Source organism: Providencia sp. PROV080 (genome assembly GCF_033688105.1).
Taxonomy (GTDB): domain Bacteria; phylum Pseudomonadota; class Gammaproteobacteria; order Enterobacterales; family Enterobacteriaceae; genus Providencia; species Providencia zhejiangensis.
This window is the reverse complement of the sequence record NZ_CP096346.1, coordinates 2,834,238-2,849,365: the sequence shown is the minus strand read 5'-3', so window position 1 is coordinate 2,849,365 and position 15,128 is coordinate 2,834,238. Positions and strand designations below refer to the sequence as shown.

Here is a 15,128-nt window from a genome sequence, read left to right as displayed (position 1 = left end):
TACTCCTTAATTAGGCAACATTCATTTCAGGAACATGTTCTGGAATAATTAATTTTCCAGCCGTTTTCATCGCGATTTCATCAATGCTTATTCCTGGAGCGCGTTCGCGTAAAATAAATGCTCCATCAGCAATATCAAGTAACGCTAAATCCGTTAGAACCCGTTTGATACAGGCAGCTCCCGTCAAGGGTAGAGTGCAGGCAGGTAGTAATTTAGATTTTCCGTCTTTGGCAGTATGCGTCATCACAACAATGATATTGTCAGCACCCGCCACTAAATCCATTGCTCCGCCCATACCTTTAACTATTTTTCCAGGAACCATCCATGAGGCGATATTGCCATTGACATCAACTTCAAATGCACCTAATACCGTTAAGTCAACATGGCCGCCTCGGATCATGGCAAAGGATAATGCGGAATCAAAAATAGCCGCCCCCTTGCGAGCAGTAATAGTTTGTTTTCCTGCATTAATCATGTCTGGATCAAGCTGTTCTCGCGTTGGAAAAGCCCCAATACCCAATAAACCATTTTCTGATTGCAACATGACATCGATGTCATCAGGAATGTAGTTAGCAACCAGTGTCGGGATACCGATGCCGAGATTCACGTAATAACCGTCTTGTAATTCACGGGCAATACGCATTGCCATTTGTTCGCGTGTTAACATGTTTATAGCCCTCAACTACGCAGAGTTTGTTGTTCGATGCGTTTTTCAAAGTGACCTTGTATTAGGCGGTCGACAAAAATGCCGGGGGTGTGGATCATGGCAGGGTCAAGCTCACCTGGCGGAACGATTTCTTCGACTTCGACAACGGTAATGCGCCCAGCGGCAGCCATAAGTGGATTAAAATTTTGTGCGGTATTACGGTAAATGACATTGCCATACCAGTCGGCTTTCCATCCTTTAATGAGTGCAAAATCACCGGTGATCGCTTTTTCCATAATGTAGTGACGCCCATCAAATTCACGAACTTCTTTACCTTCTGCAACGGGGGTTCCATAACCCGTAGCAGTGAAAAAAGCGGGAATACCGGCACCACCTGCGCGTAATTGCTCAGCTAATGTGCCTTGTGGGGTGAGTAATGCTTCAAGCTCCCCATTGAGAACCTGTTTTTCAAATAAGGCATTTTCGCCGACATAAGAGGCAATGATTTTGCGTATTTGTTGTGTCTCAAGGAGTACGCCTAGACCAAATCCATCAACACCACAGTTATTAGATACAACAGTCAGTTCTTTCACTCTACGGCGACGAACTTCTGAGATGAGATTTTCAGGGATACCACATAGCCCAAAGCCGCCAGCAAGCACGACCATATTATCAGTTAACCCTTCAAGCGCGTCTTGATAGGAGGTAACACGTTTATCGAGTCCAGCCATAGAAATACTCCTTCAGTTGTCTTTACAGACATGATTCATGACCAAAAATGATTTGTTAATTTTAAATTTGTGACGGATTCATTTGTTTTTCTTATTAATATAATGTTAATTAAATGTATTCATAAGGTTAACGAGGTTGGTCATGAGGATGAGTATCAAACAGCTACGCGCATTTTCAGCGGTAGCTCACACTTTAAGTTTTGCCCATGCCAGTGAACGATTAAATATGTCTCAGCCAGCACTTAGTTTGACGATTAAGGGGTTAGAAGAAACGTTAGGGGGACCGTTATTATTGAGGACAACCCGCAAAGTGATGTTAACGCCAGAAGGTGAAACTTTGCTGAAGATGTCTCGTCAGCTACTCTCTGATTGGGACAGTACAGAAGAAGCGATGCGCCAACACTTTAATCTTCAGTGTGGTAAGGTTTCTATCGCGGCTATGCCATCATTTGCGACGAATGTGTTACCACCAATACTTAAAACATTTCGTATGCGTTATCCTGGGATCAATATTACGGTTCATGATGTGATTAATGAACAAGTGATCGAGATGGTTCATGAAGGACGGGTTGAGATAGGTATCGTTTTTGAGCCTAATTGCTCTGAACAGGTTAATTTTACACCTTTAGGTCTCGAACGTTTTATTGCAATAGTGCCCCCTGATTGTCATCTAGCAAATCGTGAACGTATCTCATGGCGAGAATTGCTCAGCCTTGATTTTATTACTTTACAGCGTCCGTCATCGGTACGTTTTATGTTAGAAGAAGAACTGAAAAAAAATGGGCGTTCGTTGAAAGTGGCATTTGAGAGCCATCAACTGGTAACGGTTGGTCAATTAGTGGCAAATGGTTTGGGGGGAAGTGCTGTTCCTGCTCTGTGTCGTACTCAGATGAAAGAATTGGGTGCGGTGTGCCTTGAGTTGGATAATCCCGTTATTGAGCGTCGTGTAGGCTTGCTATATTCAGCACATAATCAGTTTTCTACTGCGGCACAGGCGTTGGTGAATACCTTAAAGAAAGCCTATAACCCCTAACGGGGCTTGTGGTTGTTGACAAAGTGGGATAAAAGCGTGGTTTTTCCCACTTTGTGTTATCAGCCGAAAATCAATAAATTGATTTTCCTAGTCTATTTTCAAAATTTATTCGACTTGCCGCCAAGCATAATAGGTTTGTCAGCAGTCAGTAGCCCCTAACAGGGCTTTTTTGTCTCTATTTTAACCATGACAGCGAAAGTTTTATAAAGGCTTTATAGGATAGTGAATAGTGTGAAGCCCTTCCTTTCTAATTAATTTAGATGATGATATAACATTTTATATAGAGTTATTTTTATTCGTTGACAATAATAAAAATAATTTAAAGATGTTTTTTAAGATTAGATGATTTTTTAGAATGTGATTATCTTTTTTGGATTGAAATTTGATTTTCTTTGCTTGTTTATGGGGGATTAATATTTTTATCTTTTTATTAAAAGTGCGTTAAAGGTGTTTTTAATAAAGGTTAATTTAAATAAAAGAGATAAATTATGATGTTTTTAAATCAAATAACAATCCTAAAATGAATGAAAATAGAAAGGGTATAAATTATATGAAATATCAAGATGTGACTAAAACCCCAGGTGAAAACTCTTACTTTCTTGTTTTTAATCTCTTAGATAAAGAAAAAAACCGAGATGAACTGGTGTCTTTTTGTAATAACTTATCAGGTCTAATACGTAGTATGAGAACACGTTTTCCAGCACTGGAAACGAGTTGTGTCATGGGATTTGGCGCAGAAGCTTGGGAACAATTATTTCCCCAATTGCCTAAACCTAAGCAATTGAGTCCTTTTAAAGAAATTAAAGGGGAGCATTACACCGCGGTATCAACACCGGGCGATCTTTTTTTTCATATCCGTGCATTGAATGTTTCAGCCTGTTATGAGCTAGCCTCAATGATCAGCCAACAATTAAATGGAATCGTGACTCACATCGATGAAGTTCATGGTTTTCGCTATATGGACGGGCGGTCAATTATTGGTTTCGTTGATGGAACAGAAAACCCAGAAATGGAAGATGAACGTGCTGAATATGCAGTGATTGGCGATGAAGATGCACAATTCACTGGTGGCAGTTATGCATTTGTTCAAAAATATATCCATGATATGACAGCATGGCAAAACTTGAGTGTTGAAGAGCAAGAAAAGGTGATTGGTCGTCATAAGTTTAATGATATCGAATTAACGGATGAGCAAAAAATACCTAGCTCTCATAATGTCGTCACGAATATTAAAGATGAAAAGGGTGAAGATCTGAAAATTGTTCGAGCCAATATGCCATTTTCTAGTCCTTCTAAAAATGAATATGGCACTTATTTTATTGGCTATGCAAGATACTTTACAACAACGCGACGCATGTTAGAAAGTATGTTTCTAGGAACAGAAAATGGTGCAACAGATGAGTTACTCAAATACAGTACAGCAGTAACAGGTACTTTGTTTTTTGTTCCTTCACCGTCGCTATTAGATGATATTGAATAAAAGTGTAGAGTATTATTTTAAACGTCATTTCGAGGTTATTAAATTAACCTCGAAGATTATGGCTTAAAATTTATGATTGAAACTTAGTTAGTTCGGTGAGCGATTTAAATAATTTTCGTTTAAATAAATAAAATATCCAATATATTCTTCCATTTCTTGTCGTCATGTAGATTAAACGAATCACAATAATGATCTTGAATGAGTCTGATGGATTTATTCAGGATGATCTGCGTCCAAAAAATAACTCGTATGATTTAAATTCAAATAGTAACTAGTGACGTCACTCACATTCTTTCACTAATAATGTCATTTTGTGAAATTTTTTCTCGCACTAAATCTGTTTATCGTCTTTATTAAAAATTATAAGAAAATGTTATGGATTTGTAATGGACAAATAAAGAGCAATAAAAAATGGGGGAAGGGTAGGATGGAGCTGATAACAACTTGGCTAGGTGAGTTAAACAGTATTGTATGGGGGGTACCGATGTTGATAGGTATCCTCGGCGTTGGGATCTATATGCAGCTACGGCTAGCATTTTTGCCTATTCGTAAACTCGGGACAGGGTTTAAATTATTATTTCAAAAGAATGAATCCCGAGGGGAAGGGCAAATCTCACCATTTAATGCCTTAATGACTGCATTATCAGCGACCATTGGTACGGGGAATATTGCTGGTGTTGCGACTGCTGTTGTTATGGGAGGGCCTGGAGCACTATTTTGGATGTGGATGACGGCATTAGTCGGTATGGCAACGAAATATTCTGAAGCTGTACTTGCGGTCCGTTTCCGTGAAGTTGACAAATATGGGCAATATGTGGGCGGCCCAATGTATTACATCAAAAACGGTTTAGGGCCGAAATGGATTTGGTTAGGAACGCTCTTTGCGCTTTTTGGTGCATGTGCAAGTTTCGGTATTGGTAATACAGTGCAAGCAAACTCGGTAGCAGATGTATTAGAAAGTAATTTTGGTATACATAAATGGTTAACTGCTGGGGCGCTTGTCATACTGGTTGGTGCTGTTTTAATTGGTGGCTTACGTCGTATTTCTGATGTGGCAGGGAAATTAGTGCCCTTTATGACAGTCGCTTATTTTGGTGCTGGCTTGTTGGTGTTAGGGATTAATTTCAGCGAAATTCCCGCTGCATTTTCTTTAGTTGTGACTTCTGCATTTACACCAGTTGCAGCTCAAGGAGGATTCGCTGGTGCGGCAGTTTGGGCCGCTATTCGTTTTGGTGTCGCTCGAGGGGTATTTTCCAACGAAGCGGGTTTAGGTAGCGCACCTATCGCACATGCCGCAGCGAAAACGCAAAATCCTATTCGCCAAGGTTTGATTGCCATGTTAGGCACATTTATCGACACGATTATTGTTTGTTCGGTAACAGGTTTAACGATCATTATTACGGGGGGATGGCTGACAAGTGAAACAGGTGCAACACTCACCGCATCTTCTTTCCAATCAGCAATTCCTGGTGGGAACTATATTGTTGCAGTTGCTTTAGCCATATTTGCGTTTACGACGATTCTTGGGTGGAGCTTCTATGGTGAAAAATGTGTGCAATACCTGTTTGGCTTGAGGGCAATTAAAGTATTTAGAATATTATGGTTAATTGCTTTACCTATAGGCGCGACACAATCACTTGATTTTGTATGGTTATTAGCTGATACCTTGAATGCCATGATGGCAATTCCAAACTTGATTGCATTGATCATGCTAAGCCCTGTGGTTTATCGGTTAACTCGAGACCATATTAAAGATGTCAATGCTGATAGCATTGATATGGCTAATAAGCTCTATGAAAAATAACTCGTTTAATATTAAAGCCCCGTCAGTATGAGGGGCTTTATACATGTGTGATTGAAGAATACATTAGGTGCTCAATTCATCATCAAAATTTTTTGCAATTGAGGGAATGAAATGTTTTTATAGAAGCCATTCTCAGACCTTGGATGAAGATGGTTCAGATTATTTTTAATATGGAGTCACAATGATAAAAAGGGTTTTTGCGATAGCTATGTTGTGTGCGGCTTATATGCCAGCGCAAGCCATGAAAGAATATCAGTTACAGTGTCCTGAAAGAGATGTGATGACAATACTCCATACCAATTATTTGATTACGACATTGAAGTGGGGCTCTAGTTTTATTATTTCTCATCCAACCGTTCGTTATAGTGATAATAATATCAAATATAAAATCTATAATTTTTTAAATGGAGATTCGTTAGTTAAAACAACAGGCGATAATAAGCATTACTATTTTGTTTATAAAAATGGTCACAAAGTAGAGTGTAATAAAATAAAGGAAACGGAATTAGAAATAACAAAATTACCAAGAGTGCATAATGTTGGGTAATTCATCGTCACCCAAGTGATGAGTGACGATGAGATGTGCTTATTGACGAGCGTCTAAGAGTTGTTGTGCGTTGTCTTTTGTGACAACAGTCCAAGGAATTTGATAACGTTTGTCTTTACCATCGTTCCACTGTAATTGATCTGCATACTGTTTCCAGATAGCAGACTTCGGTTGATAGCTATCACCTTTAACGGATTTCATGGCAATATCGATAGAGCCTTGCATTTGTGCGTTTGCATCTTGCAGGATAGATACCATTTCGCCATTTTGAACAGCAATGATGGCATCGGAAACCCCATCAACCCCGGCAATCGCAAAACTATTTACCTCAAGGCCCGCACCTTTGATTGCTTCGATTGCTCCCAGCGCCATTTCATCATTTTGCGCGATAACACCATTGATTTTGCCGCGATGTTTTTGTAACCAGTTTTCCATTAATGGCATCGCTTCTGCACGTGACCAGTTTGCAGTCTTGCGCTCTAATACTTTGATTTTACCTGGGCCACATTCTGCAATAGCTTTATCGTTACCTTCACCACGCTGGATTTCACCGCTACCCCCTTTAGGGCCTTCAATGATAACGACATTACCTTCACAGTTCATTTTCTCGAGGACATTTTTGGCTTCCATATAGCCACCTAAAACGTCATCTGAAACGACTTCCGCGGTCATTTTATCGGTATTAAGGCGTGCGTTAGTCACAATAACCGGGATTTTGGCATCATTTGCCATAGTGACGACATCAATGTTTGCTTCATAATCCATTGGATTGATGATAATCGCATCGGTCTTGGTCTGGATAGCCGTTTCTGCTTGGTTATTCTGTACCATCGGGTCATAACGGCCATCATAGACGGTAATTACTGCTTCACCGTCTTTAACCGCAGGGTGTTCTTTGGCCGCTTTTTCCATTAATTGCACGAATTCCGCTTTCATTCCATACATCAAAATAGCAATTTTGACGGGATCTTCTTTGGCGGCGATCGCCATATTACTGATAAATAATGCAGAGGTAAGAGCTGCAATTTTAGTCATTTTTTTCATTATAATACCTTTCACAGTTAGGGTTCAGTGTTGTTTTAATTAATCACGTCTTTGTTTACGTGAAGGGTCGAGCAGTACGGCAATGACGATCAAGGCGCCTTTAATAATTTGTTGGTAATAAGAAGGAACGCCCAATAAATCTAATCCATTGTTCATGACACCGATGATCAATACGCCAAAGAAAGTACCAACCAAGGTGCCTACACCACCAGACATACTGGTTCCACCGATAACAACGGCGGCGATGGCATCTAATTCATAAGCACCACCAGCACTGGTTTGTGCAGAACCCGTTCTTGCCGTTAAGATCAATCCGGCAATACCAGCTAACGCACCACACAGGGTGTAAACTAGGACTTTTACTTTGATGACACTGATACCTGATGTTCTTGCACTTTTAGGGTTTCCACCTACGGCATAAACATAGCGGCCGAATGTTGTTTTATTTAGCAGCACCCAAGCAAGTGCGAATATGACGATCAATAACACGACAGGTACAGGAATATCAAAGATGTAGCCGTTACCTAGCCACCTAAAGTCACTATTAAGTTGAGAAACAGGGTTACCGTCAGTGGTTAATAATGTTAAACCACGGGCTGCTGAGAGCATTCCCATCGTTACGATAAAGGGCTGGAGATTGAATTTAGCTAAAATAGTACCGTTAATCAGGCCACAGATAATACCGATGCCTAAGGCAATGATCATGGGCACCATCACGGCATTTGCAGTATCGCCAATCGATAAGCCAGCATTTGTTGTGGCAAAACGAGCAGCAACAATACCACTAAGAGCAAGAACAGAGCCGACTGATAAGTCAACACCAGCAGTAATAATAACGAAGGTCATCCCTATCGCTAAAATACCGTTAATGGATATTTGACGTAAGACAATCAGCATATTGTCTTGGCTAAGGAAATAGTTATTTGTCCATTCGCCGCGCGCCACTTGCACTTCACCAATAACAGCGACAATCAGGCAAAGAACAAAGAAAGCCATAATAATGCCGTACTTATGCATATTCTTCTTATTGCGAGCGAGAAAGGACATCCCCGGTGTTGGTGTAGAGTAAGTACTATTCATTGTTTTTCTCTTTATTATTTAAAATAAAAATCAATGTCACTGAATTAAACAGCAAGTTTCATTAATTCTGTCTGAGTTGCTTCAGTAGCAGAAAGTTCGCCAGCAAGCTCACCGTTACGGAAGACAATAATGCGATCGCTCATCCCGATAATTTCCGATAATTCGGAGGAGACCATGATGATCCCTTTACCTTTCAGAGCAAATTCCGACATATAACGATAGATCTCTTTTTTGGCGCCAACATCAATACCCCGAGTAGGTTCATCAAGTAACATCACTTCAGGATCAAGCAGTGCCCAACGGCCTAGAACGACTTTTTGTTGATTACCGCCACTGAGATTTCCTGCCAGTTGATCGGCATCGGGGGTTTTAATGTTGAATAATTTGATCATGTCATCGGCGCGAGCTTGTTCTTTCTTCTCATTAATGAAACTGGCACGACTAATCTCTGAAAAAGAGGCGATGTTAATATTTTCATTAATTGAACGGCCTAACATTAAACCTGTTTCTTTTCTATCCTCAGTTACATAAGCAATACCAGCTTTGATCGCATCTTGAGGAGAGTGCTTGCCTAATTCAGTATTGTTAACTTTAATGGTTCCCGCAGAGGCGTGCTCAATACCAAAAATAAGATCGAGAAATTCACTTCGCCCTGAGCCGACAAGTCCATATATTCCCAGAATCTCCCCTTTTTTAAGGGTTAAACTGATATTTTTGATTTTATCGAGCCAACTTAACTGTTCGACAGTTAAGATCGTTTCATTGGTAGGTTGATTAAATTTGGCAAATTCATCTTTAAATTCACCACCAATAATATGTTCAATGAGCTGCTCACGTGTGATATCCGCAATTGCACCTTCCGTAATAAATGTGCCATCGCGGAAAATAGAAAAAGTGTCAGCAATTTGAAATATTTCAGAGAGACGGTGGGAAACATAAATAATCCCTTTCCCCATTTGCGCTAAACGAGTAATAACGTCAAAAATCTTTTGTGCATCTTCTTCACCAATTGCGGATGTCGGCTCATCCATAATGATGATATCAGCGTCAGAGTGAGACAGTGCTTTGGCTATCTCGACCAGCTGTTGTTCAGCAACACTGAGATTACGCACTTTTTCTGTGGGTGAGAGATCAAAATGCAAGTCTGCCATTAAATCAGCCGTTAGCTGATTCATTTTTTTGAAATCGACAAAGCCGAGCTTTTTAGGTTCGCGACCTAACCAGATATTCTCAGCAATGGTGAGATCAGGAATTGAGCTAAGCTCTTGTTGAACAATTGCAATGCCTGCATTAAGTGCATCTTTTGGTTGATGAAAATGGCAATGTTTGCCTTTCACTATGATGTCACCCGAATCAGGCTGGATGAACCCCATTAGGATACTTAAAAAGGTCGATTTGCCAGCGCCATTTCCGCCGCATAAAGCATGAATAGACCCTTTTTTCAGGCTAAATTGTGCATTTTTTAATGCCACTACAGGCCCAAATGATTTTTTAACCCCAGTGATATGTAAAAGTTCATCCGCTTGAATGTCCACCGAGTTTGTCATATTGCCACCTCTGGATATTCAGTTTGGAGTAACGAAAGGTAATCTTGATATAAACCTTCATAGCAAGATACGTTTTGGTTGTCGGGTATGACGAGTGTGCTCTCATCAAGATGCACAAATTGCCGACAAATTTTTTCTAATAATGCTGTTTTATCATCATGTTCAGTTAAGGTATCGCACCAGATAGCTTGAATTGCCGCGCCCAACGCCGCCGCTTCACTGTTAGTGACGCAAATAACAGGAACATTCATAATATTTGCAACAATTTGACGCCATTTGGCACTTTTCGCGCCACCGCCAGTGAGACGAATTTCATGAGCATGTATTCCTTGTTTACGGAATAAATCAATACCAAAACGTAGGCCATAAGTTGCACTTTCAACAACGGCGAGGCTTAGGTTTTGAGCATTGAGATTGCTGCTATCAATATTATGAATACTGGCTTTAGCTTGCGGTAATTGTGGAACCCGCTCGCCATTAAAGAATGGCAACATTTTCAAACCATTAGCACCAGGTTCGGTCTGTTCTAAGGCTTGATTAAAGCTCTTTAAATCAAGATTGAGGAATTTTTGTACTGCCGTGGTTGCTGAGGTCACATTCATTGTACAAATTAATGGTAACCAGCCATTTGTTGATGAACAAAAACCAGCAATCATCTCTGAATTTGCGACAACAGGCGTTTTCGAGTAGGTAAAGAGTGTGCCTGAAGTCCCCAAGCTCATTGTGATGATACCGGGTACAATATTGCCAGTGCCAATGGCTGCCATCATATTATCACCGCCACCAGTCGCCACTTTTGTTTGGCTCGATATGCCTAATCGACAAGCAATTTCCGGCAATACAGTACCAATACAGGTTTCAGCGGTAACCAACGGAGGAAGCGCTCGCTGTAAACGGCCTGAATCATCAATCAGATTGATGGTATGAGTATCCCATTCACGCGTGCGAATATTCAGTAGCCCAGTTCCTGATGCATCGCCAAATTCAGCAATACGAACACCCGTTAGCCAAAAATTAAGGTAATCATGTGGCAGCAACACCGTGTCTAACTGCTCCCAAAGTTCAGGATGATGTGTTTTTAGCCACAAAATTTTAGAAATGGTATAACCCGTTTGAGGCATTAACCCTAGTTGGGATAAAGCACCTTCTGTGCCACCTAATGCATCAACAATGTTTTGATTTTCTGCGGCCGTTTCAGTATCGCACCATAGTTTAACGGGGGCGATAACATGACCTTGACTATCGAGTGGCACAAAACCATGTTGTTGACCTGAAACGGCAACAGCAGCAATTTCTTTACCCTCAATTCCAGCGTTATTAATTGCTTGGTGAAATGCTATTTCCAGTGCATCTGTCCACCAAGAAGCATGCTGTTCACGGCGCCCAGATGCTTCGCTTATGAGAGGGTGAGGCGCGGAACCTTCACCCAATATTTGTGCGCTTTCGCTATCAACGATAACGACTTTAGTACTTTGCGTACCGCAATCGATCCCAGCATACAGTGTCATGTATTACTCCATTTCTAATACAATCTTAATATCGGTTGGGCGACCTTCGGCAGCGCGCTCATAAGCTTCAACACTGTCCTTAAACTTATAGGTTGCTGATAATAATGGTTTTACATTAAGTTTGCCGGCACTGAGTAAACGGATAGTACGTGGGTACATGTTTGCGTAACGGAAGATGGTTTTAAAGGTAATTTCTTTCGCTTGTGCAGACACGATATCTAAAGGTGCAGGATCGATTGGCATACCAACGAGCACAGCGGTTCCACCCGGCGCCATGTGTTCAGTGATGTTGGCAATAACGGCTTTGGCACCACTGCACTCAAACAGAACATTCACGCCATTACCTTCCGTCAATTCGTTAACTTTATCCGCGATGGCTTGGGTGTCTTTACTGTTAATTGGGTGTAGCCCCGGATATTGCTTAGCAACTTCCAATTTTTTATCAAATAAATCACAGATAATAACGTCTGAACAGCCGCCAGCGAGCGCAGACAACGCGGTGATGATGCCGATGGTACCTGCACCAATAACGAGAGCGATATCACCGGGCTTAATTTCTGCTTTTGTCGCAGCTTGCATACCGATAGCAAGAGGTTCAACCATTGCACCTTCAGCAAAAGAAACATTCTCAGGAAGCTTGAAGGTAAAGGCGGCTGGATGAATGACGCTTTCACGCAGACAACCGTCAATCGGCGGAGTTGCCCAGAATCGAACCGCAGGATCTAGGTTATAGAGGCCCGCACGTGATTGCGTTGATTGTAAATTAGGAATGCCAGGCTCCATACAAACACGATCACCGACTTTTAAATGAGTGACATTTTTACCGACAGCGGTGATCACACCTGATGCTTCATGCCCTAGAATCATCGGTTTTTCAACGACAAATGGACCAATACGCCCATGTTGGTAGTAGTGAACATCACTACCGCAAATACCCACAGTATGAATTTTAATTTCGACGTCATCCTCACCGAGGACTTCAGGGCTTTGCCAATCCTGAATAGAAATTTTTCCTGCTTTTTCGAGTACTAATGCTTTCATGATTACCTCTGGCTCATTTCTATGGTATCGATATCATTTTAATGATGCGGATATTAGATCGAATTTTATTATTTTTATGTGATGTAGGTTGTAGTTTCATTAAATGAGTAGCATTTTTGTAAATACAAGGGGGGAAATAGGCTAGTGGATCACATTTTTTGTAACCATGATGCCGCTATAATGTTATCGGTATCATTAAGGAGATTCATCTGATGAATAAAGCACAATATCAACAGCAAGTCGTTAATTTCCTAGAGAAAGCACAACTGCGTATCACTGAAGAAGAAAAAGCACGTATTGAGATTGCGAGTTTTGGATTACCTGATTATCCTCGTTCAGGCTTACAACTATTAACTTATTGTAATAACGAACGTTATTGTGCTAAAGAATTGGTTCTTTTTCCTGATCAAGTGTGCCCAGAACATCGGCACCCACCGTTCGGCTCTTCAATCGGTAAGCAAGAAACCTTTCGTTGTCGTTGGGGGGAGGTGTACTTGTTTGTTGATGATGACTCATTAACATTGAATGAAAATGAATCAGGTGAACCCATTTGTCATAAACCGGAAGGGGATGAGCAATGGTATCAATGTAACCGTTTTATTCTATTGAAGCCGGGGGAGCAGTACACCATCAAACCGAATACACTACACTGGTTTAAAGCGGGTAGCATGGGGGCGGTAGTGTCAGAGTTTTCCAGCGAAAGCCGTGATGAGTTCGATATTTTTACGGATCCTCGAGTACGTCGTTTAGAAGGTATTGAATAATATTGTGGGTTTTACATGACTGAAACGATTAAATGATACTATAATGGTACGAAATGATACTTAATTTAATAAGGAGATGAAATTGGCAGAGCATAAGTCACAGAAAGTGACGTTAGAAAACGTAGCGGCACTTGCTAATGTAAGTAAAATTACAGCATCTCGTGCTTTTTCTCAGCCAGATAAAGTTCATCCCGAGACGTTGAAAAGGATTTTAGAAGCGGCGGATAAAATCGGTTATGTTGTTAATGCGGTTGCTCGTAATCTACGTGCGAAATCATCAAAAACGATAGGCATCGTTACCCCTGATATGGGAAACCCCTTTTTCGGGGGGTTAGCGAAATTGATGACACAAGAAGCCTATCAAGTCGGTTATGACACATTAGTTTTTGACTCTTACGAATCGAAAGAAAATGAAGCGCGAATCATTGAAAAACTGATTGGTTACAATGTGGATGCGATTATTCTTTCGGTTGTTTCTTCTGACCGTTTTTATCAGCCCGCTTACTTTAAGCAACTTGAACTGCTTAATATTCCCGTTATCCTTGTTGATCGGGAAGTGGATATTAAACAATGTAGTGGTGTCTACATCGATAATTTAGATTGTGGGCTGCAAGCAGGGCGTTTTATCCAATCGCAGGATGCAAAAAGTGTTGTTATCGTATCAGGGCCTGAAGATTCAAATGTTGCCCGCGATAGGGTGACAGGGCTGAAAGCCGCTTTACAAGGTAGTGTTAATCATGTTGAGATTTTATATGCGGATTTTCTGATGGATGAAGCCTATAAGATTACAGATAGTTATCTTCAAAAAAATAAATCTCCCGATTTTTTTGTTGGTTGTAATAACCAAATTTCGTTAGGAATTATTAAGGCTTGTATTAAAAATCAAATATCATTGCGAGATGATGTTTCATTGTTCAGCATTGATGAAGTTTCTTATTCATCAATCTATGGTTTTAATTTCCCTTGTATTTCACACGATTTGCAAGAAATATCGTGGCAAGTGATTAATATGGCGGTGAGAAGAGCATCGGATGAAACGGCAAAACCAGCAAAGGTTATTGTTAGAGGGAAGCTTACGAATACATTTTAAACGCTATCTATTCGCGACGAGTGGGTATTATGCATTGTTATACGATGACTTACCCACTGCGACAGGTATGGCATCTCTGTTTCATCGTGGCTATTAGAGTTAGCAATGTTATGATACTTTGAGCGTATCAGAGCCACTATCACTATTAAGTATCTGTAAGATGAAAGATCGCTACGAAGTCAAATTTTCACTTTCTATTTCTGAAATAAGAAAGATCCAAAAACAGATAAAAGAATATCAAAGAATTGAAATCGCTAAGCCTTATCAGTGGGTACTCTATTTAGCAAAGATCGGTTTATACAGCCTGAGTATTGGTGGCCTATTCATTATTTTTATCGTGTTATCTCTGCTAATGTTATCAACAGATATCGACCCTGAAATAGCACGGTTACAGAGAATGAGCTGGTTAGGCTTGGCTTTGGTTGTTGTTGCATTATTCGCATTTTTTCTATCTCAAAAGTTAGAAAATTATTTTATGAAAAAATATGAAAATAAAGAACAGAATGATGAAACCTATCTACGTCATATCAAAATAAATCGATATTTTATTGAGTTCATCCAAGATAACAGTAGTTATAAAGTGTTTTGGCCGCGAGTAAAAAAAGTCAAACGAGATAACGAGCTGATATTTGTACAAACCAGTGACAACGATTTTATTATTTTTCCTATTCGTGCTGTTTCATCAACAGAAGAGTTTAATCAACTCTATCAGTTTATGAGGACACAAATAAAGCATCACATCACTCAGCCGTGAGGCATTGAGTTCAACAGCACAGCACATTTTTTCCGTTATTTGATAAATGTTTTGAATAT

The 15,128-nt window shown here is 40.3% G+C and carries 14 protein-coding genes; 7 read left to right on the top strand and 7 right to left on the bottom strand.

The features are described from left to right. Positions 1 to 10: 10 nt before the first annotated feature. Both M1F03_RS12655 and M1F03_RS12650 read right to left on the bottom strand, forming a co-directional pair. Positions 11 to 667, bottom strand: coding sequence for a 3-oxoacid CoA-transferase subunit B (locus M1F03_RS12655; protein ID WP_154623979.1), 657 nt, complete (start codon positions 665 to 667; stop codon positions 11 to 13). Between the two features lie 11 nt (positions 668 to 678). After that, the gene (locus M1F03_RS12650) at positions 679 to 1,377 is read right to left on the bottom strand and encodes a CoA transferase subunit A (RefSeq protein WP_154623978.1); all 699 of its coding nucleotides are present in this window, start codon (positions 1,375 to 1,377) and stop codon (positions 679 to 681) included. Positions 1,378 to 1,519: 142 nt separating this feature from the next. On the opposite strand from M1F03_RS12650, the gene M1F03_RS12645 reads away from it, so the two are divergent. The 4 genes from M1F03_RS12645 (at position 1,520) to M1F03_RS12630 (ending at position 6,241) form a co-directional block, all read left to right on the top strand. Next, positions 1,520 to 2,410: a LysR family transcriptional regulator gene (locus tag M1F03_RS12645; protein WP_154623977.1), complete on the top strand. Its 891-nt coding sequence runs from the start codon at positions 1,520 to 1,522 to the stop codon at positions 2,408 to 2,410. Between the two features lie 550 nt (positions 2,411 to 2,960). Beyond that, on the top strand, positions 2,961 to 3,890 hold the full coding sequence (locus M1F03_RS12640) for a Dyp-type peroxidase (RefSeq protein WP_251464471.1): 930 nt from the start codon (positions 2,961 to 2,963) through the stop codon (positions 3,888 to 3,890). A 427-nt stretch (positions 3,891 to 4,317) separates the two neighbouring features. Next, positions 4,318 to 5,694: an alanine/glycine:cation symporter family protein gene (locus tag M1F03_RS12635; protein WP_154623233.1), complete on the top strand. Its 1,377-nt coding sequence runs from the start codon at positions 4,318 to 4,320 to the stop codon at positions 5,692 to 5,694. A 181-nt stretch (positions 5,695 to 5,875) separates the two neighbouring features. Then, the gene (locus M1F03_RS12630; RefSeq protein WP_196712947.1) at positions 5,876 to 6,241 is read left to right on the top strand and encodes a hypothetical protein; all 366 of its coding nucleotides are present in this window, start codon (positions 5,876 to 5,878) and stop codon (positions 6,239 to 6,241) included. Between the two features lie 39 nt (positions 6,242 to 6,280). On the opposite strand, the gene M1F03_RS12625 is transcribed toward M1F03_RS12630, so the two are convergent. The 5 genes from M1F03_RS12625 to M1F03_RS12605 all read right to left on the bottom strand — a co-directional run bounded on the left by M1F03_RS12625 (position 6,281) and on the right by M1F03_RS12605 (position 12,461). Beyond that, a complete protein-coding gene (locus tag M1F03_RS12625) occupies positions 6,281 to 7,231 on the bottom strand; it encodes a substrate-binding domain-containing protein (RefSeq protein ID WP_375097499.1) in 951 nt (316 codons plus the stop codon). A 93-nt stretch (positions 7,232 to 7,324) separates the two neighbouring features. Then, positions 7,325 to 8,365, bottom strand: a complete 1,041-nt coding sequence (locus tag M1F03_RS12620; protein ID WP_154622946.1) for an ABC transporter permease — start codon at positions 8,363 to 8,365, stop codon at positions 7,325 to 7,327. 44 nt (positions 8,366 to 8,409) lie between these two features. Beyond that, positions 8,410 to 9,912, bottom strand: coding sequence for a sugar ABC transporter ATP-binding protein (locus M1F03_RS12615; RefSeq protein ID WP_251464469.1), 1,503 nt, complete (start codon positions 9,910 to 9,912; stop codon positions 8,410 to 8,412). After that, positions 9,909 to 11,420 carry a xylulokinase gene (xylB, locus tag M1F03_RS12610; RefSeq protein ID WP_196712948.1) on the bottom strand — a complete coding sequence of 504 codons (1,512 nt, stop codon included), beginning with the start codon at positions 11,418 to 11,420 and terminating at the stop codon, positions 9,909 to 9,911. Before xylB ends, M1F03_RS12615 begins: the two co-directional genes overlap by 4 nt. 3 nt (positions 11,421 to 11,423) lie before the next feature. After that, the gene (locus M1F03_RS12605; protein ID WP_154622949.1) at positions 11,424 to 12,461 is read right to left on the bottom strand and encodes an NAD(P)-dependent alcohol dehydrogenase; all 1,038 of its coding nucleotides are present in this window, start codon (positions 12,459 to 12,461) and stop codon (positions 11,424 to 11,426) included. 212 nt (positions 12,462 to 12,673) lie between these two features. Between M1F03_RS12605 and M1F03_RS12600 the strand changes: the two genes are divergently transcribed. From M1F03_RS12600 to M1F03_RS12590, 3 genes are all read left to right on the top strand, one after another. Beyond that, positions 12,674 to 13,225 carry a D-lyxose/D-mannose family sugar isomerase gene (locus tag M1F03_RS12600; protein WP_196712949.1) on the top strand — a complete coding sequence of 184 codons (552 nt, stop codon included), beginning with the start codon at positions 12,674 to 12,676 and terminating at the stop codon, positions 13,223 to 13,225. Positions 13,226 to 13,301: 76 nt separating this feature from the next. After that, positions 13,302 to 14,315: a LacI family DNA-binding transcriptional regulator gene (locus M1F03_RS12595; protein WP_195848154.1), complete on the top strand. Its 1,014-nt coding sequence runs from the start codon at positions 13,302 to 13,304 to the stop codon at positions 14,313 to 14,315. A 160-nt stretch (positions 14,316 to 14,475) separates the two neighbouring features. Further along, complete coding sequence (locus tag M1F03_RS12590) at positions 14,476 to 15,069, top strand: YcxB family protein (protein WP_251464464.1); 594 nt, start codon at positions 14,476 to 14,478, stop codon at positions 15,067 to 15,069. The last annotated feature ends 59 nt before the right edge of the window (positions 15,070 to 15,128 follow it).

What these genes read in the sequence shown, in the direction of transcription:
- M1F03_RS12640 (WP_251464471.1), top strand. Translation starts at nt 2,961, where the DNA reads ATGAAATATCAAGATGTGACTAAAACCCCAGGTGAAAACTCTTACTTT.
- M1F03_RS12605 (WP_154622949.1), bottom strand. Translation starts at nt 12,461, where the DNA reads ATGAAAGCATTAGTACTCGAAAAAGCAGGAAAAATTTCTATTCAGGAT.
- M1F03_RS12595 (WP_195848154.1), top strand. Translation starts at nt 13,302, where the DNA reads ATGAAATTGGCAGAGCATAAGTCACAGAAAGTGACGTTAGAAAACGTA.
- M1F03_RS12590 (WP_251464464.1), top strand. Translation starts at nt 14,476, where the DNA reads ATGAAAGATCGCTACGAAGTCAAATTTTCACTTTCTATTTCTGAAATA.
- M1F03_RS12620 (WP_154622946.1), bottom strand. Translation starts at nt 8,365, where the DNA reads ATGAATAGTACTTACTCTACACCAACACCGGGGATGTCCTTTCTCGCT.
- xylB (WP_196712948.1), bottom strand. Translation starts at nt 11,420, where the DNA reads ATGACACTGTATGCTGGGATCGATTGCGGTACGCAAAGTACTAAAGTC.
- M1F03_RS12630 (WP_196712947.1), top strand. Translation starts at nt 5,876, where the DNA reads ATGATAAAAAGGGTTTTTGCGATAGCTATGTTGTGTGCGGCTTATATG.
- M1F03_RS12625 (WP_375097499.1), bottom strand. Translation starts at nt 7,231, where the DNA reads ATGGCGATCGCCGCCAAAGAAGATCCCGTCAAAATTGCTATTTTGATG.
- M1F03_RS12645 (WP_154623977.1), top strand. Translation starts at nt 1,520, where the DNA reads ATGAGGATGAGTATCAAACAGCTACGCGCATTTTCAGCGGTAGCTCAC.
- M1F03_RS12615 (WP_251464469.1), bottom strand. Translation starts at nt 9,912, where the DNA reads ATGACAAACTCGGTGGACATTCAAGCGGATGAACTTTTACATATCACT.
- M1F03_RS12650 (WP_154623978.1), bottom strand. Translation starts at nt 1,377, where the DNA reads ATGGCTGGACTCGATAAACGTGTTACCTCCTATCAAGACGCGCTTGAA.
- M1F03_RS12600 (WP_196712949.1), top strand. Translation starts at nt 12,674, where the DNA reads ATGAATAAAGCACAATATCAACAGCAAGTCGTTAATTTCCTAGAGAAA.
- M1F03_RS12635 (WP_154623233.1), top strand. Translation starts at nt 4,318, where the DNA reads ATGGAGCTGATAACAACTTGGCTAGGTGAGTTAAACAGTATTGTATGG.
- M1F03_RS12655 (WP_154623979.1), bottom strand. Translation starts at nt 667, where the DNA reads ATGTTAACACGCGAACAAATGGCAATGCGTATTGCCCGTGAATTACAA.